Origin of the sequence: Nisaea sp. (assembly GCF_040217065.1) — a bacterium.
Classification (GTDB): domain Bacteria; phylum Pseudomonadota; class Alphaproteobacteria; order Thalassobaculales; family Thalassobaculaceae; genus Nisaea.
Map to the genome: position 1 here is coordinate 314,398 of NZ_JAVJNX010000004.1, position 18,208 is coordinate 332,605.

The following is an 18,208-nucleotide window of genomic DNA, read 5'->3' on the forward strand; positions in this document are numbered from 1 at the left end:
TACGCAATGCCTTTTAATGCGTCGCATCGACCGTCAGGCGAACGCAATGACCCGCCCCACAGGGTGACAGAGAGTAGCATGATTTCAACACGTATTCTGGGCCGCTTGCTGATCGGCATCGCCTGCGCCGGCCTCGCCGCCGGGCTGGTGACCTGGCAGCTCGGCGAAGACCGCGCGGCGACCTGGATCTGGGGGCTCGCCACCCTGCCCGTCGTCGTCAGCCTGGCGGTCAGCATGGTGCGGGATCTGCTGGCCGGACGGATGGGCGTGGATGCGGTCGCGCTGCTGTCCATGTCGGCCGCCCTGGCGCTCGGCGAGACCCTGGCGGGTATTGTCGTTGCCTGCATGTATGCCGGCGGCAACGTCCTGGAGGATTTCGCCGTCTCCCGGGCGGAGCGCAACCTGAAGAGCCTGACCGACCGGGCGCCCCGCATCGCGCATCGCCATATCGACGGCACGCTCGAGGATATTCCGGTCGAGCAGGTGGCGGAGCGCGACCGGCTGCTGGTTCGTACCGGCGAGATCGTTCCGGTCGACGGCGTCATCCTGCAGAACGGCACCGAGTCGAACATCGTGATCGACGAGTCCGCCCTCACGGGCGAGCCGATCCCGGTGCAGCGCCATGCCGGCGAGCCGGTGCGCAGCGGCGCCATCAATGCGGGCGTGCCCTTCACCCTGCAGGCCACCGCCACGGCCAGCGAAAGCACCTATGCCGGGATCGTTGCCATGGTCACGGCGGCGCAGACCACGCGGGCGCCTTTCATCCGGCTGGCCGACCGTTTCGCCCTGCTGCTGCTGCCGCTGGCAATCGTGGTTGCAGGCGGCGCCTGGATCCTGTCCGGCGACCCGGTGCGCGGTCTTGCCGTGCTGGTCGTCGCCACACCCTGCCCGCTGATCCTGGCCGCCCCGGTCGCCTTCATCTCCGGGGTCTCCCAGGCCGCCCGGCGCGGCGTGCTGGTGAAGGGCGGCGCCGCTCTGGAAGCCCTGGCCCGGGTCCATACCATCCTGTTCGACAAGACCGGCACCCTGACCGTCGGCGGGGCCCGGCTGGTCGCGGTGGAAACCGCGCCCGGCATCGATCCCAACGAGGTGCTGCGTCTCGCCGCCTGCCTGGAGCAGGCCTCGCACCATGTCATCGCCCAGGCCATCGTCAACGCCGCCGAGGCCCGGGGCCTGAGCCTGGTGCCGCCGACCGATGTGCGCGAGGATCTCGGCGCCGGCCTTGCCGGCATGGTCGAGGGCAGACGGATCGCCGCCGGCAGCCTGACCATGACCACCGGCGGCAATCAGCGTGCGATATGGGTGGACCGGGCCCAGCGCCGGGCCTCCTGGCGCTCGGCCCTGTCCGTGTTCGTCACCATCGACGGCGAGCTGGTCGGCGCCCTGCTGCTCGGCGACAGCCTGCGCCGGGAAGCCCCGCGCGCCATCCGCGCCCTGCGCGAGGCCGGGATCGGCCGCATCGTCATGGTCACCGGCGACCATGCGGATTCGGCCGAGACCATCGGCGCCGCGCTCGATCTGGATGCGGTGCTGGCCAACCGGGTGCCCGCCGACAAGGTCGATGCGGTCGAGTTCGAGAAAAAGCGCCATCCCACCCTGATGGTCGGGGACGGCATCAATGACGCGCCGGCCCTGGCCGCCGCCGATATCGGCATCGCCATGGGCGCGCGCGGGGCCAGCGCCAGCTCGGAAGCCGCCGATGCCGTGGTCCTGGTCGACCGGCTCGACCGGGTGGCGGACGCCATCGCCATCGCCAAACGCTCCCGGCGCATCGCCATCGAGAGCATCGTCGCCGGCATGGCCCTGTCCCTCGTCGCCATGGGCTTTGCCGCCGCCGGCCACCTGACCCCGGTCGCCGGCGCCATCCTGCAGGAAGCCATCGACGTCGCGGTCATCCTGAACGCGCTGAGGGCGCTGGTGCCGCCGGGTCTCGGCCGGCGCCGGAATCTGCCCGAGGAAGCCGCCCGGCGGCTGCTTGAGGAACATCAGGATGTGGAAACCTGGCTCGACCAGCTGCGGGCCCATGCCGACGCCCTCGACGATGCCGTCGGCGCCGAGGCGCTGGCCCATATCGCCGATGCCAACCGGATCATCAATGACGAGATCGTGCCGCACGAGCGGGAGGACGAGGTCACGGTCTATCCGCAACTCGTGCCCCATCTCGGCAATGCGCATGGGCTGGCCGCGATGAGCCGGGCGCATCGGGAAATCCAACATCTCGGCCGGCTGCTCGACCGGCTGGTGACCGGCGTCAACGAGGACGAAGCCGACCGCTACCTGATCCGGGACGCCCAGCGCATCATCGAATCCGTCGACGCCCTCGTGCGCATCCATAATGCCCAGGAAGAGGACATCTTCGATTATGCGGCAGGCTGAGCCGCGTCAGCCGGAGAGCGACAATCCGGACAGCTCCTCGATCGGCGCCGGACGGGCGAACAGGTAGCCCTGCAGGTAATCCGCCCCGGCCTGGCGCAGGATCTCGGCCTCGCGCTCGGTCTCGACACCTTCCGCGATCACCGCGATATTATGCTCGCGGGAGATCGAGATCAGATGCTCGACGATCGACTGTTTCAGCGGGTCGCGGTCGATGTTGCGGACCAGATCCATGTCGATCTTGACGAAATCCGGCCGCACCTCGTGCAGCAGGTTGAGCCCGGACCAGCCGGACCCGATATCGTCCAGCGCCACCTTGAAGCCGGCCTGCCGATAGAAGGCGAGGATGCCCTTCAGGTGATCCTTGTCCTGGATCCGGTGCGTCTCGGTCAGCTCGAAGGTGATGTCCCCGGGGGTCAGGCCGAGCGCGGAGATCGTCGATGCCGTGGTCCTCAGGCAATAGGCCGGATCATAGATGCTGGAGGGATTGAAATTCACGAAAAGCCGCCCCTTGTAGCCGCTCTTGGCGGCCCGGGAGACGGCGCTGGCGCGGGCTGCTATATCGAGAGAGAACAGCAGCCCGGCATGCTCGGCGAGCTGGAAGACATAGCCCGGCGGAATGTTGCTGCCGCTGGCATCGCGCATCCGGAACAGCCCTTCGATGGCGAAGGGCGCCGTGCCGGCCGCCGGATCGGCATGCACGATCGGCTGGTACCAGGTGTCATAGGTCTGCGCTTCGAGCGCTTCCACAAGCCAGGCGCCCTTGACCCGGTTGGCGAAGACATCCGCCGGCATCACCCGGCCCATGGCCTGCGGGGTCGGGTCCTCCCCCGCCGTGGTCAGAACCCGCGTCTCCTGCAGTTCCTTCTTGTTCAACTCGCCGAACAGCGCCGTCACAACGCCGTCCATCGCCGTCCCGCGGACCGTGATCTCGATGCAGTTGCCCTCGACGCCCGCCGGTTCCAGGTCCTTGCGGCGGAGCATCGCGAGCAGGCGCTCGCAAGCGTCGGACGTCGGCAGGAAAAACCAGCACCTGGTCCGCTCGAAGATGATTTCGTCGACATGTTCGCATTCGACACAACGCATGAACCGGCTCCTGACAGTTTCAACGCTTACGCGGGCGCCCGGTCCCCCGGATCAAAAGAATTCGCCTGCGCCACCTTTCAGCTATCCGGCAACCGGGCGGAAGCGGTCCGGATTCGTCCGGCCGGCGGCCAAGCATCCCGGCTCCTGCACATCACGCATGCAATGTTGCGTTGCACAATTATATTGAGACAAAATGGTTTTCCGGTATCATGCCGCCGCAAGAAAGTGCCGTCTTGTGCGCATCCGGGCGATCTGCTCCGGGAATGGACAAATGGGCACTGGCCTCCCAGGAACACCGCACCGAAAGAGACGCGCTCCCATGTTGCAAGCGGCGAAAACGCTTATGTCTTCCGTGACTGGAACCACCGGCGGGGACCAGAAGCTGACCCCGTCCCAGATCAAGACGGATATCCTGGCCGGCCTGACCGTCGCCCTGGCCCTCGTGCCGGAAGCTGTCGCCTTTGCCTTTGTCGCGCAGGTGCATCCGCTGGTCGGCCTGTATGCGGCCTTCATCGTCGGCCTGATCACCGCCGTCATCGGCGGCCGCCCGGGCATGATTTCCGGGGCGACCGGCGCCCTCGCGGTGGTCATGGTCGATCTGGTCGTGCGGCACGGCGTCGACTACCTGTTTGCCGCCGTGGTGCTGATGGGACTGCTGCAGATGATTGCCGGCATCATGCGCTGGGGCAAGTTCATCCGCATGGTACCGCATCCGGTCATGCTCGGTTTCGTGAACGGGCTCGCCATCGTCATCTTCCTGGCCCAGCTCGGCCAGTTCAAGAACCATGCGTCCGACGGCACCGCTACATGGATGACCGGCGAGCCGCTCTATCTCATGCTCGGCTTCACAGCGCTCACCATGGCGCTGGTCTATGTCGTCCCGCGCATCACCAAATTCATTCCGGCGCCGCTCGCCGCCGTCGGTATCGTCTCGCTGATCGTCATCGGCTTCAATCTGGACCTGCCGCGGGTCGGCGACCTGGCCAGCATCAAGGGCGGCCTGCCGGCCTTCCACATTCCGATGGTGCCGCTGTCGCTCGAGATGCTGCAGATCATCCTGCCCTATTCCCTCATCCTCGCCGCCATCGGCCTGATCGAGAGCCTGCTGACCCTGAATGTCGTCGCCGACATGACCGAGACCAAGGGCGGCGCCTCGAAGGAATGCCTGGCACAGGGTATCGCCAATACCGTCACCGGCTTCTTCGGCGGCATGGGCGGCTGCGCCATGATCGGCCAGAGCGTGATCAACGTGAAATCCGGCGGCCGCACCCGGCTTTCCGGCATCTCTGCCGCCCTCTTCCTGCTCGTCTTCATCCTGTTCGCCTCCGGCCTGATCGAACAGATCCCGCTGGCCGCCCTGGTCGGCGTGATGTTCATGGTGGTGATCGGCACCTTCGCCTGGAAGAGCCTGATGATCATGCGCCGCATCCCGCGCAAGGACGCGCTGCTGATCGTTCTCGTCACCGCCGTCACGGTGATGACGGATCTGGCTGTTGCGGTGATCGTCGGTGTGATCCTGTCGGCCCTGTTCTATGCCTGGAACGCGGCCACCCGAATGCATGCCGTCTCCGGCATCGACGTTTCCGGCGCCAAGATCTACAGCCTGGAGGGCCCGCTTTTCTTCGGCTCTACGGCCAGTTTCCAGAACCAGTTCAACCCGAAGGACGATCCGGACCGGGTGGTCATCGACTTCATGAATTCACGGGTGGTCGACCATTCCGGCCTGCAGGCCATCGAAACCCTTGCCAAGCGCTATGACGAGCTCGGCAAGCGGCTGCAGCTCCGGCACTTGAGCCGGGACTGCAAGGCCCTGCTCGGCCGCGCCGGCCAGCTTGTGGAAGAACGGGACGGCGAGGATCCGGAATACGGGATCGCAACCGACTACGACCTGCGTATCGGACGGGTCGGCACCGGGCACTAGCTCCGGTCTGTCGGTCGGCCGTCCGTCAGGCATCCAGTGTGAGAACCGGACGCCCCGCCCGGCCGACGATCGCCTCGATGGCAAGACCGATCGACAGGGCATGCGCGTCCATGCCGTGACGGCACAGGACCTGCAGGCCCACCGGCAGGTCCGAGCCGTACTGATGCACCGGCAGAGAAACGCCGCAAAGGCTCCAGAGATTGCCCGGCTGCGTGTTGCGTGAGGCTGCAAGCGCTCGCGTCGCACCGGTCTTTGTCTCAAGTTCCGAGAGCGGCATGGCGACCATCGGCGTGGCCGGCATGACAATGCCGTCAAGCTGGCGCAATGCCGCGTCGGCGAGCGATTTCAGGGCGGCATGCCGGCGCCGCGCCAGGGTATAATCCACCGCCGACACCTCAAGCCCGATGGCGGCGCGCGCCGCCGTCACACTGTCCATCCCGTCCCGCCCGGCGGTGAACCGGTCAATACCGAGGCTGGCGAGAACTTCCGGGCCGACGATGATCGGGAAGATTGTCTCCCGCTCGCGCGGGTCCGGCAGTTCCTCCGCTGTCAGCTCGACCAGCTCCACGCCGGCCCCACTGAGCGCCGCGAGAGCCTTGTCCATGCACGCCGCGACCGCATCGTCCAGATCCTCGAAAAAGAAATCCCGCGGCACGCCGAGGCGCAACGCACCCGGCGCCGCCGGCTCCGGCATCGGAGTCGCGGACGTGGCACCATGCACGAGCGCCGCATCCGCCGCCGTACGGCAGAGCGGCCCGAGGGAGTCGAGTGTCGGAGACAGCGGGAACACCCCGTCCGTCGGGATCAGTCCGACACTGGTTTTCAGGCCGAAGAGACCGCAGAGCGATGCCGGAATCCGGATCGACCCTCCGGTATCCGAACCAAGCGCGAAGGCGCACATGCCGGCCGCCGTCGCCGCGGCGGACCCGCTTGAGGAGCCTCCGGGGAACCGGTGTGTCTCAAGATCCCAGGGATTCCACGGGGTACCGCGCGCCTCGTTGACCCCGGTCGCGCCGAGGGCGAATTCGACGGTCCTGGTCTTGCCGAGGATCACCACGCCACCGCGCTTCAAAGCCTGTACATAGCTGCCTTCGGGGCCGGTGATATCGGCGGAGTCGATCAGCGAGCCGTTCGTGGTCGGCATGCCCTCGACCGCATAGATATCCTTGACCGCCATCGGCACGCCCATCAGCGGACCGAGATCGGTTCCGGCCCGCAGCAGGGCGTCCATCGCCTGTGCGGTGCGCAGGGCACTTTCGGCCGCCACATGCTGAAAGGCACCGATCTTGTCGTCCAGGGCATCGATCCGCTCGAGGCAGGCCAGCGTCACAGCTTCGCTGCTGGTCCGGCCGGCCCGGAGATCCTCCACAAATCCTGCTATGCCGCCCTTTTCGAACGGATCTTCCGGTATCCTTGCCATCACCTGTGCCCCCGTCTGCCTCGTTTGCGCCTTGTTCGCCGATCACACTAGCGTTATCGGCAAGGTCGCCGGTAGAGGCGTTGCGCCACGACACTGTTCCGGCGGCGCGCAGAATTGCTCCACCAGCTAATTCCGGGACTATCGTTTATGGGCGCGAGCCGCTATATCCTTCAGTGAAAACGCAATTTAATTTAGAGAGCCAGGCGAGCAATGATCACAACCCATTCCGCCCTGATTTACGCCATGGTCCTGAGCGCGGCTGCCGACGGCAATGTCGACGATGAGGAACTGGAAACGATCAGCGAAATCATCAACGTGCTGCCGATCTTCCACGAGTTCGAGATCGGGAATTTCGGCGAGATCGCCGGGTCCTGCATCGATATGCTGAGTGAAACGGACGGGCTTGATGCCGCCGTCGACCAGATCAAGCGCACCTTGCCGGCGAAGCTGGGCGCAACCGCCTACGCGCTGGCCTGCGACGTGGTCGCCGCCGACGGCACGGCAACCCAGGAAGAGCTGCGGTTCCTCGAAATCCTCCGCCACGAGCTCGATGTCGACCGGCTGACTGCCGCGGCGATCGAGCGCGGGTCCGCCGCACGCTACGCACGGCCCTGAGGAGACGAGCCGAGCCATGCCGGCTCAGAAACCACTCGACGGACGCAGGATAGGTCTGGTCGGCCTTGGCCGACGTGGGCTCGCTGTTGCCCGCCACCTGACGGAAGCTGGTGCGCGGCTGCATGTCTGGACCCAGAACACGGAGAAAGCCAGAACGCTCGGGAACGCCCATCCCCTGATCGAGGTTGAGCCGTGCCCCCGGGACGTTGCCCGCTACACGGAAGCGACACTGATCGCCGTCAATAACGACGCGGCGCTTGAACGGGTTATTTTCGATCCGGAAGAGGACCGCTTTGGCGTATTGCACGGGACGCAGTCCGATGGACTGATCGTGGATATCGGCGAAACCTCGCCGGGCACGACCCGGAAGTTTGCGGACCGCGTCAGGCAAAGCGGCCGGATCTGGCTCGATGCGCCGGTAACCGAATCCGCGCTGGGCGGCACGATCACCATCGGCGGCACGGATATCGCCCTGGCCCGCATCTGGCCTTTCCTCAATGCCCTCGGGAAAAAGGTCCTGCATGCCGGACCGGTCGGCTCCGGCCAGACGGTCCGGACCTGCGGAGCCTCTATCCACGGCCAGATGGTCCAGGCCCTTGCGGAGGGGCTGGCACTGGCCGCGGCCTCCGGCGTTGAAGCCGATGCCCTGCTGGCAGCATTGACCGACAGTGCGGTCGGCGGCGCCGTACTGTCTGAAAGCGGGCGACGCATGGCCGATCGGGAATTCCGGGCCGGACGAACGGTCCGGGAGCAGGCCGCACTGGCGCACCAGGCGCTGGAACTGGCCCGCACTGTCGGCATCGAGCTGACCGGCCTCGCGAACAATACCGCTCACTGGCAGACATTGCTTGATGACGGGCAGGGCGAGCTCAACATCTCCTCACTCATTCTCGAAATCGCCGAAACCAGGAAAGACTCGGAATGACGGGCATCGACGCCGTCCTGTTCGATGTGGGAAACGTCCTGATCGAATGGGATCCCCGCCATCTCTATCGCCGGGTCTTTGTCACGGAAGACGGCGCGCCGGACGATGAGCGGGTACACTGGTTCCTTTCCGAGGTCTGCACGACGGACTGGCACGTCCAGCATGATCTCGGCCGCAGCCCGGACGAGCAGATTGCCGCCCTGGTGCCGCACCATCCCGATCATGCCGATCTGATCCGGACTTTCTACGAGCGGTTCCAGGAAATGATCCCCGGGGCGATCGAGCCGATGGTCGTCGCCAAGCGGCAGATGAAGGCAGCCGGCATCGGCATCTACGGCCTGACCAATTTCGGTGTCGAGACATTCGAGGAAACCCGCCGGCGGTTCGATTTCCTGAACGGCTTCGAGGATGTCGTGGTCTCCGGTGTGGAAGGCATGAAGAAGCCGGACCCGGCGATTTTCCGGATCTGTATCGACCGGTTCGGGATCATTCCGGAGCGCACGCTGTTCATCGACGACAGTGCGGCGAATATCGAGTCCGCCCGCGCGCTCGGCTTCGCCACCCATCACTTCGACGGCCCCGACAACTGTCTCAAAAAATGCCGGGCACTCGGCCTGATCTGACAGCCCGGCATTGCCGGACCGGCGCGAACGGATAGACTGGCACCATGCTGCAAGATCCCGCCCTCCTCGCCGCCGCCGCTGCCACCTTTCTGCTCGCCGGCACGGTCAAGGGTGTCATCGGGCTTGGCCTTCCGACCATCACGCTGGGGCTCATGACCCTGCTGCTCGACCTGCCGAGCGCCATGGCCCTGCTCATCGTACCGTCACTCGCGACCAATCTCTGGCAGGCCGCCATCGGCGGACATGCGCTGGACATCCTCCGCCGGACCTGGCCGTTTCTGCTCATGGCGACGGTAACGATCTGGATCGGCGCCCTTGCCCTCAGCCGGGTCGACCTGTCCTATCTCTCCGCCCTGCTCGGACTGCTGCTGGTTGCCTATGCCGCCATCGGGCTGGCCGGATTCCGGTTGTCCTTGCCACCGCGCGCGGTCTTCTGGAGCGGTCCGCTTTTCGGGATTGCGAATGGCGTCCTGACCGGCATGACGGGCTCCTTCATGGTGCCGGGCGTGCTTTATTTGCAGGCGCTCGGGATGCCGCGGGACATGCTGGTGCAGGCCATGGGCATGCTGTTCATGGCCTCCACCGCCGGACTGGCTGTCGCCCTCGGCGGCAATGTCCATATCGATGCCGAACTCGGTCTCGCATCCGCGCTCGGGCTGGTTCCGGCCATTCTCGGAATGATCCTCGGGCGAAAAATCCGCAGCCTGCTTTCGGAAACACGGTTTCGGTTGATTTTCTTCATGGGCATATTGGCCCTCGGCCTCTATATCGCCGTCAGCACACTCATCGCCTAGTGAGCCCTACGCCCGGCAGCCAGCTAGATTTTCCGCCGGAACAGTTCACGACTGCCGACCAGATCACGCCGGTAGCGAAAATCAGTACCCTCGCCTATCACGTCGATCAACCCGATATGAGGCAGCAGGTCCGGGATATCGACAGGATCAATGTCGCGTCGTGCTGGAAGCCTGTCTCCAGACCTCTTGCCTCGCCAGTAGGCGATCAGGTCATTAAGCCGATCCTCCAGTTGCGGTCGTCCTCGGCCGCCATGATATCGATGCTCCCATCCGCGACCGTCTGCCCGTTGGCACCGTTCTCTACCTTGGCAGGGCACTACAATATCTCAAACACTAGTAGAATTTTGATCTGTCGCAAAATCTAAACCGGGCAACAAAAAACCCCCCAGGGATGCCCTGGGGGGTTTTCGTTAAAGTGTTCGGAGGTTGGCTTAGAAGCCCATGCCGCCCATGCCGCCCATGTCCGGCATGCCGCCACCCGGCATACCGCCACCGGCGCCTTTCGGCTCCGGCTTTTCGGCGACCATGGCTTCCGTGGTGATCAGCAGACCAGCAACGGAACCGGCATTCTGCAGAGCAGAGCGCACAACCTTGGCCGGATCGATGATGCCGGCTTTCACGAGGTTCGTGAACTCGCCCTTCTGGGCGTCGAAGCCCCAGTCGGTGTCTTTCGACTCCATCATCTTGCCGACGATGACCGCGCCGTCTTCACCGGCGTTATCAGCAATCTGGCGTGCCGGGACCTGGATGGCCTTGCGCACGATGTTGATGCCGATCTTCTGGTCTTCGTTGGCCGACTTCAGGGACTCAAGTGCGCGCACGGCATAGAGCAGAGCGGTACCGCCGCCCGGGACGATGCCTTCTTCAACCGCGGCGCGGGTTGCATGCATCGCGTCGTCGACACGATCCTTGCGCTCCTTCACCTCGATTTCAGTGGCGCCACCGACGCGGATGACGGCAACGCCGCCAGCCAGCTTCGCGAGACGCTCCTGCAGCTTCTCACGATCGTAGTCGGAGGAGGTTTCCTCGACCTGAGCGCGGATCTGGCTGCAGCGTGCTTCGATGTCGGCCTTTTCGCCGGCACCGTCGACAACGGTGGTCTCGTCCTTCGTGATCTGGACGCGCTTGGCGGTGCCGAGCATTTCCAGGGACACGTTCTCGAGCTGAATGCCGAGGTCTTCGCTGACCACGGTGCCACCGGTGAGGATGGCAATATCTTCCAGCATCGCTTTACGGCGATCGCCGAAGCCCGGAGCCTTGACGGCAGCGACCTTCAGGCCACCACGCAGCTTGTTCACGACCAGGGTCGCCAGGGCTTCGCCCTCGACGTCCTCGGCAATGATCAGCAGCGGACGGCTGGACTGAACGACCTGCTCGAGAACCGGCAGCATCGCCTGCAGGTTGGAGAGCTTTTTCTCGTGCAGCAGGATGTACGGGTTTTCCAGCTCACAGGTCATCTTGTCAGCGTTGGTGACGAAATACGGGGAGAGGTAGCCGCGGTCGAACTGCATGCCCTCGACAACGTCGAGTTCGGTGTGCAGGGACTTGGCTTCCTCAACCGTGATGACGCCCTCGTTGCCAACTTTCTCCATCGCCTTGGCGATCATCGCGCCAATTTCGACTTCGCCATTGGCGGAGATGGTGCCGACCTGCGCGACTTCGTCCGTCGTGGAGATCTTCTTGGCGCGCTTGGAGATGTCAGCAACAACGGCTTCGATCGCCAGATCGATGCCGCGCTTCAGGTCCATCGGGTTCATGCCGGCGGCGACGGCCTTGGAGCCTTCGCGCACGATGGCCTGAGCCAGAACCGTAGCAGTGGTGGTACCGTCGCCGGCGATGTCGTTCGCCTTGGAAGCGACTTCACGCACCATCTGTGCGCCCATGTTTTCGAACTTGTCAGTAAGTTCGATTTCTTTCGCAACGGTCACGCCGTCCTTGGAGATGCGCGGGGCACCGAAGGACTTGTCGAGAACAACGTTACGGCCTTTCGGGCCGAGCGTAACCTTGACGGCGTTTGCAAGCACGTCGACGCCAGCCAGCAGGCGGGCTCGTGCGTCGGTGCCGAATTTAACTTCTTTAGCAGCCATGATGGATCAGTCCTTCCTTAGGATTCCAGAACGCCCATGATGTCGGACTCTTTCATGATCAACAGCTCTTCGCCGTCGATCTTGACTTCTGTGCCCGACCATTTTCCGAACAGCACCGCATCGCCCGCCTTGACATCGAGCGGCTGTACCTTGCCGTTCTCGTCGCGCGCGCCAGCACCGGCAGCGACGACTTCGCCCTGCATCGGCTTTTCCTTGGCGGAATCGGGAATAATTATGCCCCCGGCCGTTTTTTCCTCGCCTTCAAGGCGACGGACTACGACCCGGTCATGCAATGGCCTGAATTTCATGCCAAAACCTCCGAATGACTCATCTCTGAGTGACGTTTCTATTTGAGTGCTCGCCGGAGCGAACCTAATTTATTAGCACTCACCACCGGCGAGTGCTGACGATGTAGGCAGTGGGAGTTCAGGAGTCAAGGAATTGACATGGGACATGGAGAAAAAAGCCGTGTTTCGAGGCTTTGGCCGAACCAGTTCATTCTCCCGCACCACAAATGGTGACCATACCGTACACGTCCAAACGGTTTTCCGGCTGCAGAAGGGATAAACGGAGCCTCACTGGCAGCAATCTCAGCGTATCGCTGCTAGTTCATTGAATTCATTTAATTATTGAAAAGAGGTGCGGTTCTACCTCAAGCTAATTCCATAAGCAATCTGTGGAGACGCTGAATGTCGATTGAGCCCGTCGTCCTGTTTGAGCGCCGCGTGACCACCGCCGAGATCCTCTATCGCATGCCGGACCACCCGGATCTCCTGCAAAGCTTTATCTGGCAAACCCACGATGTGATCCCGAAATTCCCCCGCCTGCGCCGTTTCCTCGACCATTGGCGGCTCAATATCGAAGCCCAGATCCATTCCGTCCAGATTTCGGCAGGAAACCTGACCGGAACCGCAAACTTTACCCATGCGGATGTGGAATTCCGCCTGCATTGAGCGTTTCAATAGGGTGCGGCATTGCATCCATTTGACCTGGGCCACGCCTGACGCCACATTCCGGCGGTCATGAACCGAGTACGGAGTGCGGCGTGAGCGCGTCCAGTCGACCCTATAGCCCGGCCCTGCCGGAACACGCGGCAACCGACCGGCCCGTTGCCTGGTGGCTGGCCGGCGTCGCCGTCATGGTATTCCTCATGATCGTCATCGGCGGCATCACGCGGCTGACCGAGTCCGGCCTCTCGATGGTCGAGTGGCGCCCGCTGATCGGCTGGCTGCCGCCGCTGAGCGAGCCGGAATGGTACCGGGTCTTCTCGCTCTATCAGGATTCACCGGAGTTCCAGAAGGTGAACAGCTGGATGACGATCGAGGACTTCAAGCAGATCTTCTTCTGGGAATACCTGCACCGGGTCTGGGGCCGGCTGATCGGCGTCGCCTTCGCCGTCCCGTTCCTGGTCCTGGCCCTGAGCGGCCGGATCCGCAGGGCGCTCTATCCCCGGCTCGGCCTCCTGTTCCTGCTCGGCGCGCTGCAGGGCGGCATCGGCTGGTGGATGGTGAAAAGCGGCCTGGTCGACAATCCGGCGGTCAGCCAGTACCGGCTGGCAATCCATCTCTCCGTCGCCCTGCTCATTCTCGCCGCCCTGATCTGGACAGCGCTCGGGCTGGTCCGGCAGCCAGACGGGACAGACGGACAGTTCCGGCGCCACGCCGTCGCCGTTCTGCACCTGATTGCCATCACGACCGTCGCCGGCGCCTTCGTCGCCGGTCTCGATGCCGGCCTGATCTACAACACCTTCCCGCTGATGAACGGCCATGTCGTGCCGCCCGACTATGCATTCGCCGAGCCGTTCTGGATCAATTTCTTCGAGAACCCGGCCGCGGTGCAGTTCAACCACCGTGTCATCGCCATCGTGACCTTCGCGGGCATCGTCTGGCTGCTGTTCAGGGCGATGCGCGCAACAGAGATTGCGCCGCGCACCCGGCTTGCCATCCATTGCCTGACCGGCATGGCCGCAATCCAGGTTGCGCTCGGTATCTCGACCCTGCTGGCGCAGGTCCCCGTCGCCCTTGGCGCCGCACACCAGGGAGGCGCCGCTCTGACGCTCTCCGCGGCGATCTGGGTGCTGTTCGAGACCTCGGGGCCGCGCGCCCGGCCACGCGCCTGATGCTCGCGCCGCGACGGCGTGAGATCCCGCTCGCCGAACTGCAGCTTGGCTCTGATGGAAAACGCAGGACTCGAACAATCCCCGAGCAGTAGGTTCCGCTGCGCGAAAAGCAGCGCCTGCGAAGGATCCCCGCGCGCCGCGAGGAAATCCAGCGCCCGCAGATGCGCTTCGCCGGAAAGAGGCAGGTGGCCCGAAGGGGGCTGGGCGCCTCCAGTCGTCAAATCAATGCTCTCTTTTCTGTCCTGGAACCCGTGTCCCGGCCGAATATGAAGCGGTAGCTCAGGATCAACCGGTGGGGGTTTGAATGCAACCCGCTCCTTGCCGGCCAGACCGCCTTGTGAACGCCTACCCGCCCGTCCGGGACGGGTTTCCGGCAAGAACGCGTGCAAGCGCCGGGCGCCCGATCTCGTACATGATGTCCTGCACCGCATCCGCCGGCGCGTAGGGCAAGGCAGCCGCGATCTCGTCGAGAAAGGCCGTCTTCGCCGTATCTGGTTCGGCGCCCGAACGCAGAATATTCACCGGACTGCGAAGCGCCCAGATCCGTCCACGGGTGAGGAAGCCGGCGCGCTGTATCATCTTCATCAGTTCGACCGGAAGAGCCTCTCGGATTTTCTGGCGCCGGGCGAAATGACCGGTGTCGCTGCGTGCCGTCTCGTCGACCTCGAGCACGGCGCAGCCGAAGCACTCGGCGTCGTTGAGCATCATCATGCGCGCTTCGTCTTCGAGATTTGAGAGCACGATGTCGGCGAAGCCATTGTCGGTGGCCCCCAGCCGCGCGGTCCAGAAGCCGGCGAGCGCCCGCTTCGTGACATAGACGAGTTGCGGCTGCATGGAACGGATCTGGATCCCGCCCTCGAAACGGACATTGAGGCGCGAGGGGTCGGTGGGAACTGTGTCGCCATGCTCGCTGACGTCATGATGGACGACCCGGGCGGAGACGTTGTCGAGAAAGAGGTCAGCCAGGTCCCGCTCCGGAACGGAGAGCGTTCCGTCCGTCGCCCTGTAGGTCTCGAGCAGCGGGGCAGCAGAGATCGAAATCGGAAAGTCGACCGTATAGAAGACCTCCGCTGCGCCCCGGTTGAGAAGATCGGCAAGATGGGAAAACGCCGACCCCGAGAACACATAGTCGGCTACCAGCGAGAAACAGTCCGCCTGCTCTCGGGCGGCGACACAGAGCGATGTCCATTGCGCAACCAGCATGGCGATGTAGTTCGTCGCCTCGTAGCCTGCGCCCAGTACCGGCTCTATATCGATGAAACAGACATGGTGGCGCTGCGCCAGGTCCCTGAAGACTGCCTTGGATAGCAGATGGGTCCACGTCTCGCGGGTCGTGACGATGTGAAACGCGGTCTCCTGCCGGTCCCACAATCGGCGATTCTCCGGAGCCAGCATCGAGGCCAGGCCGTTCTCGATCCAGAGATCGGCAAACCGTTCGCCCCAGACCGGCACGCTGACAATGAGGCGGTCGGCCCCCGACCAGGCAGCAGGTGCGCGGAAGTATTCGGCCGCGCAGGTCGCCACCGACGCGCACTTGAAGCGCTCGACTTCGATTCGCGAGCTCGCAGGGGGAAGCGCTTGCGCGGCTCTGCAATAATCCCGAACCGCCTCGAAACGACCGGCGAAAAGGTGGGACGTCAGGAAGGAGATGAACCCGGTATCCTGAACAAGGTCCGGCATCGGCGACATCAGCTGCCGATGCGTTTCCGCGAAAAAGCTTTCGAGATATCGGCCGGCCTCCGTGGCCATCCCGCGGTCGCGGCTATCCAGGGCAAGCGCCTGCCAGACGGCGGGGTTACGTGGTGCGAGCGGTTCGACGGCCGCCAGCGCCCTCCGGTACCGCTGCTCATTGCCAAGCGCGTGCTCGGCCGTTGCCAGATGCAGCAGGGCGTCCGCGTCGTTCGGATTGCAGACCGCGTATCTGCGCGAGACCGTCACCGTGGAGGCGAGATCCTGCAGGTTGCGCGCGATCTCGTTCAGCGCTTTCCAGTCCAAGTGGGACCCCGGATCGAGCGCCAGAGCGCGCTTCAGGGGTACAATGGCCTCGTTCTGAAGCCGCCGGGCAGTCAGATGCGCCGCCAGACGGCGCCAGATCTCGATATCGCCGGGCGTCAGTCGCGACAGACGCCGAAATACAAGCTCCGCCCGGTTGGGGTCGCCCTTCCAGGCCGCGAAGTTCGCCAGGTAATTCAGGATTGTGGGATCGCCCGGCAACAGTAGTGCGGCACGGCGCATCTCCAGATCGACGGATCGTCCGTCGTTCAACGCGCCGCGGCATCGCCCATGCAGGAATCGGTGCGAGGGATTTGCCGGATCGAGAACGGTCGCTTTCCGCGCCAGGAGTCCAGCCGTCGCCCACTCTCCACGCAGCCCGTGAGATTCAGCCAGCTGGGCGACCGGTGCTCCTCGCTCCGGCCCTAGCAAAGCAGCCCTCCGCATGCAACCGGCCGCTGCGGACGGCTGCCCTGACGCCGCCGCAGCCTGTGCGGCGTGAAGCCAGAGCTCCAGCTCCAGCGGCTCGCCGCCGGCAGCGACCCGTAGAGGCGCATATGCCGCCGGAGCCTGACCGGCCTCGAGCAGGATCAATCCGAGCAGATGCGCGGTCTTCGCATCGTTTGGTACGCGCTGCAGGAGTTGCTGACAGATGTGAACGGCATCGGCTCGCTGGCCGGTATTGTAGGCGGCGAGCGCCTTCTCGAAACTCGGATCACCGTTCATCGCGTTACATAAGCAAAGGATCCCGGCCAAAACAACTGTAGAGGGACGGAGCTTACGGCAATCCTTTCGGATTCAGGTATATTGAAACGCCAAAGCGTTATGCCCCTTGGTGTTGCCGCCGCGCCGGACCGGCGCCGATAATTCCCAGGCAAAAGCAAAGGAGACCGGGATGCCGGATCAGACTGTCGCCGCCGAGATCATGCGCGCCGTCGATGAGGGTTTCGAGGAACAGCTTCTCCTCAGCCAGGAACTGGTGCGCTGCCCCTCCATCCGCGGTCAGGAGGCCGCGGCGCAGGACCTTATGGCCCGAGCCGCCCGGGATTTCGGTTATGCCGTGGACATGTGGCATATCGATCCCGATGAGATCGCCAAGCATCCGGGCTTCTCCCCCGTCGATGTCTCCTACGAGAACGCCCTGACCGTCGTTGCCTCCTGGCGCCCGGAGAACCCGAAGGGCCGCTCCCTGATCCTGAACGGCCATGTGGATGTGGTCCCGACGGGCCCGGAGAAGATGTGGACGCGCGCGCCCTTCGGGGCGGAGATCGACGGCGACTGGATGTATGGCCGCGGTGCCGGGGACATGAAGACCGGCACTGTCAGCGCCCTCTTCGCCCTCGAGGCACTGAAGCGCGCCGGATATCGCCCGGGCGGCACGGTGCATTTCGAATCCGTGATCGAGGAGGAATGCACCGGCAATGGCGCGCTCTCCACGCTGGTGCGCGGCTACAGGGCCGATGCGGTGCTGATCCCGGAGCCGACCGGCGAGACCTTCACACAGGCACAGGTCGGGGTGGTCTGGATGCGGGTCAAGGTCGCCGGCGTCCCGGTTCATGTCGCCCGTGCCGGCAGCGGCCAGAACGCCATCGAGGCCTGCATCCCGCTCTGGAGTGCCCTGCATGCGCTCGAGGAGGAATGGAACCTGCCGGAAAACAGGCACCCGGCCTTCAAGGACAACCCGCATCCGGTCAATCTTGTGATCTCCCAGATCGCCGGCGGCGACTGGACCTCCAGCGTGCCGGCCTGGTGCACCTTCGAGGTGCGCATCGGGCTCTATCCGGGGGTTGATCCGGCCACCATCCAGGCGCGCCTGACGGAAACCATCGCCAACGCCGCCAAGTCCCATACCTTCCTGGCGAACAATCCGCCGGAGATCGAATGGCAGGGCTTCCTGTCACCGGGATACGAAGTGCCGGCAGGCACTCCGGGCGAGCCGCTGCTGGACCAGTGCCACGAGACCGTCTTCGGCACCCCGCTTCAGCGCCGGCACTCGACAGCCCTGACGGATTCGCGCTTCCACGGGCTCTACAATCACACGCCGAGTTATGTCTACGGCGCAGTTGCGGAGAATGTGCATGGTTTCGACGAGCGGGTGAACCTGCCCTCGGTCCGGCGCGTAACGGCGGCGATCGCGCTCTTTATCGCGGACTGGTGCGGCCTGGAAAAGATCTGACCCGCCGGCCAGCCCGGCGCTGCACAAAAGAAAGACGCCCGCTTGCGCGGGCGTTCTCAAAAACCGGACCTGGCGGA

15 protein-coding genes are annotated in these 18,208 nt (G+C 64.4%); 9 read left to right on the forward strand and 6 right to left on the reverse strand.

Annotated features, from left to right (window positions below; all coding sequences use genetic code 11):
- The first annotated feature begins 78 nt into the window (after positions 1 to 78).
- On the forward strand, positions 79 to 2,376 hold the full coding sequence (locus RH950_RS02975; RefSeq protein WP_350053547.1) for a heavy metal translocating P-type ATPase: 2,298 nt from the start codon (positions 79 to 81) through the stop codon (positions 2,374 to 2,376).
- Between the two features lie 6 nt (positions 2,377 to 2,382).
- On the opposite strand, the gene RH950_RS02980 is transcribed toward RH950_RS02975, so the two are convergent.
- A complete protein-coding gene (locus tag RH950_RS02980) occupies positions 2,383 to 3,459 on the reverse strand; it encodes an EAL domain-containing protein (protein WP_350053549.1) in 1,077 nt (358 codons plus the stop codon).
- 343 nt (positions 3,460 to 3,802) lie between these two features.
- Here RH950_RS02980 and RH950_RS02985 point away from each other — a divergent pair, with 343 nt between their 5' ends.
- Positions 3,803 to 5,380, forward strand: a complete 1,578-nt coding sequence (locus tag RH950_RS02985) for a SulP family inorganic anion transporter (protein ID WP_350053551.1) — start codon at positions 3,803 to 3,805, stop codon at positions 5,378 to 5,380.
- 25 nt (positions 5,381 to 5,405) lie between these two features.
- Here RH950_RS02985 and RH950_RS02990 read toward each other — a convergent pair whose 3' ends face one another.
- The gene (locus RH950_RS02990; RefSeq protein WP_350053553.1) at positions 5,406 to 6,800 is read right to left on the reverse strand and encodes an amidase; all 1,395 of its coding nucleotides are present in this window, start codon (positions 6,798 to 6,800) and stop codon (positions 5,406 to 5,408) included.
- A 210-nt stretch (positions 6,801 to 7,010) separates the two neighbouring features.
- Between RH950_RS02990 and RH950_RS02995 the strand changes: the two genes are divergently transcribed.
- Genes RH950_RS02995 through RH950_RS03010 form a run of 4 tightly spaced genes read left to right on the forward strand, consistent with a single transcriptional unit; the run spans position 7,011 to position 9,757 of the window.
- The gene (locus RH950_RS02995) at positions 7,011 to 7,415 is read left to right on the forward strand and encodes a tellurite resistance TerB family protein (protein ID WP_350053555.1); all 405 of its coding nucleotides are present in this window, start codon (positions 7,011 to 7,013) and stop codon (positions 7,413 to 7,415) included.
- Positions 7,416 to 7,431: 16 nt separating this feature from the next.
- A complete protein-coding gene (locus RH950_RS03000; RefSeq protein ID WP_350053557.1) occupies positions 7,432 to 8,340 on the forward strand; it encodes an NAD(P)-dependent oxidoreductase in 909 nt (302 codons plus the stop codon).
- A complete protein-coding gene (locus tag RH950_RS03005) occupies positions 8,337 to 8,963 on the forward strand; it encodes an HAD family hydrolase (protein ID WP_350053559.1) in 627 nt (208 codons plus the stop codon). The genes RH950_RS03000 and RH950_RS03005 overlap by 4 nt, the downstream gene beginning before the upstream one ends.
- Before the next feature lie 44 nt (positions 8,964 to 9,007).
- A complete protein-coding gene (locus RH950_RS03010) occupies positions 9,008 to 9,757 on the forward strand; it encodes a sulfite exporter TauE/SafE family protein (protein ID WP_350053561.1) in 750 nt (249 codons plus the stop codon).
- A 23-nt stretch (positions 9,758 to 9,780) separates the two neighbouring features.
- Here RH950_RS03010 and RH950_RS03015 read toward each other — a convergent pair whose 3' ends face one another.
- The 3 genes from RH950_RS03015 to groES form a co-directional block, all read right to left on the reverse strand.
- Positions 9,781 to 10,074 carry a PAS domain-containing protein gene (locus tag RH950_RS03015; protein WP_350053563.1) on the reverse strand — a complete coding sequence of 98 codons (294 nt, stop codon included), beginning with the start codon at positions 10,072 to 10,074 and terminating at the stop codon, positions 9,781 to 9,783.
- Positions 10,075 to 10,188: 114 nt separating this feature from the next.
- Positions 10,189 to 11,844 (reverse strand): chaperonin GroEL, encoded by a 1,656-nt coding sequence (gene groL / locus RH950_RS03020; RefSeq protein WP_350053565.1) that lies wholly within the window; start codon positions 11,842 to 11,844, stop codon positions 10,189 to 10,191.
- Positions 11,845 to 11,861: 17 nt separating this feature from the next.
- Positions 11,862 to 12,152 carry a co-chaperone GroES gene (gene groES, locus RH950_RS03025; RefSeq protein ID WP_339853429.1) on the reverse strand — a complete coding sequence of 97 codons (291 nt, stop codon included), beginning with the start codon at positions 12,150 to 12,152 and terminating at the stop codon, positions 11,862 to 11,864.
- 381 nt (positions 12,153 to 12,533) lie between these two features.
- On the opposite strand from groES, the gene RH950_RS03030 reads away from it, so the two are divergent.
- Both RH950_RS03030 and RH950_RS03035 read left to right on the forward strand, forming a co-directional pair.
- Positions 12,534 to 12,797 carry a Usg family protein gene (locus RH950_RS03030; protein ID WP_350053567.1) on the forward strand — a complete coding sequence of 88 codons (264 nt, stop codon included), beginning with the start codon at positions 12,534 to 12,536 and terminating at the stop codon, positions 12,795 to 12,797.
- 92 nt (positions 12,798 to 12,889) lie between these two features.
- Positions 12,890 to 13,963, forward strand: a complete 1,074-nt coding sequence (locus RH950_RS03035; protein ID WP_350053569.1) for a COX15/CtaA family protein — start codon at positions 12,890 to 12,892, stop codon at positions 13,961 to 13,963.
- A gap of 345 nt (positions 13,964 to 14,308) precedes the next feature.
- Here RH950_RS03035 and RH950_RS03040 read toward each other — a convergent pair whose 3' ends face one another.
- Positions 14,309 to 16,681 (reverse strand): tetratricopeptide repeat protein, encoded by a 2,373-nt coding sequence (locus tag RH950_RS03040; protein ID WP_350053571.1) that lies wholly within the window; start codon positions 16,679 to 16,681, stop codon positions 14,309 to 14,311.
- A gap of 169 nt (positions 16,682 to 16,850) precedes the next feature.
- Between RH950_RS03040 and RH950_RS03045 the strand changes: the two genes are divergently transcribed.
- Positions 16,851 to 18,131 carry an ArgE/DapE family deacylase gene (locus RH950_RS03045; RefSeq protein ID WP_350053573.1) on the forward strand — a complete coding sequence of 427 codons (1,281 nt, stop codon included), beginning with the start codon at positions 16,851 to 16,853 and terminating at the stop codon, positions 18,129 to 18,131.
- Positions 18,132 to 18,208 lie beyond the last annotated feature (77 nt).

Coding starts and splice junctions, on each gene's coding strand:
- RH950_RS02975 (WP_350053547.1), top strand. CDS start 79: ATGATTTCAACACGTATTCTGGGCCGCTTGCTGATCGGCATCGCCTGC.
- RH950_RS02980 (WP_350053549.1), bottom strand. CDS start 3,459: ATGCGTTGTGTCGAATGCGAACATGTCGACGAAATCATCTTCGAGCGG.
- RH950_RS02985 (WP_350053551.1), top strand. CDS start 3,803: ATGTCTTCCGTGACTGGAACCACCGGCGGGGACCAGAAGCTGACCCCG.
- RH950_RS02990 (WP_350053553.1), bottom strand. CDS start 6,800: ATGGCAAGGATACCGGAAGATCCGTTCGAAAAGGGCGGCATAGCAGGA.
- RH950_RS02995 (WP_350053555.1), top strand. CDS start 7,011: ATGATCACAACCCATTCCGCCCTGATTTACGCCATGGTCCTGAGCGCG.
- RH950_RS03000 (WP_350053557.1), top strand. CDS start 7,432: ATGCCGGCTCAGAAACCACTCGACGGACGCAGGATAGGTCTGGTCGGC.
- RH950_RS03005 (WP_350053559.1), top strand. CDS start 8,337: ATGACGGGCATCGACGCCGTCCTGTTCGATGTGGGAAACGTCCTGATC.
- RH950_RS03010 (WP_350053561.1), top strand. CDS start 9,008: ATGCTGCAAGATCCCGCCCTCCTCGCCGCCGCCGCTGCCACCTTTCTG.
- groL (WP_350053565.1), bottom strand. CDS start 11,844: ATGGCTGCTAAAGAAGTTAAATTCGGCACCGACGCACGAGCCCGCCTG.
- groES (WP_339853429.1), bottom strand. CDS start 12,152: ATGAAATTCAGGCCATTGCATGACCGGGTCGTAGTCCGTCGCCTTGAA.
- RH950_RS03030 (WP_350053567.1), top strand. CDS start 12,534: ATGTCGATTGAGCCCGTCGTCCTGTTTGAGCGCCGCGTGACCACCGCC.
- RH950_RS03040 (WP_350053571.1), bottom strand. CDS start 16,681: ATGAACGGTGATCCGAGTTTCGAGAAGGCGCTCGCCGCCTACAATACC.
- RH950_RS03045 (WP_350053573.1), top strand. CDS start 16,851: ATGCCGGATCAGACTGTCGCCGCCGAGATCATGCGCGCCGTCGATGAG.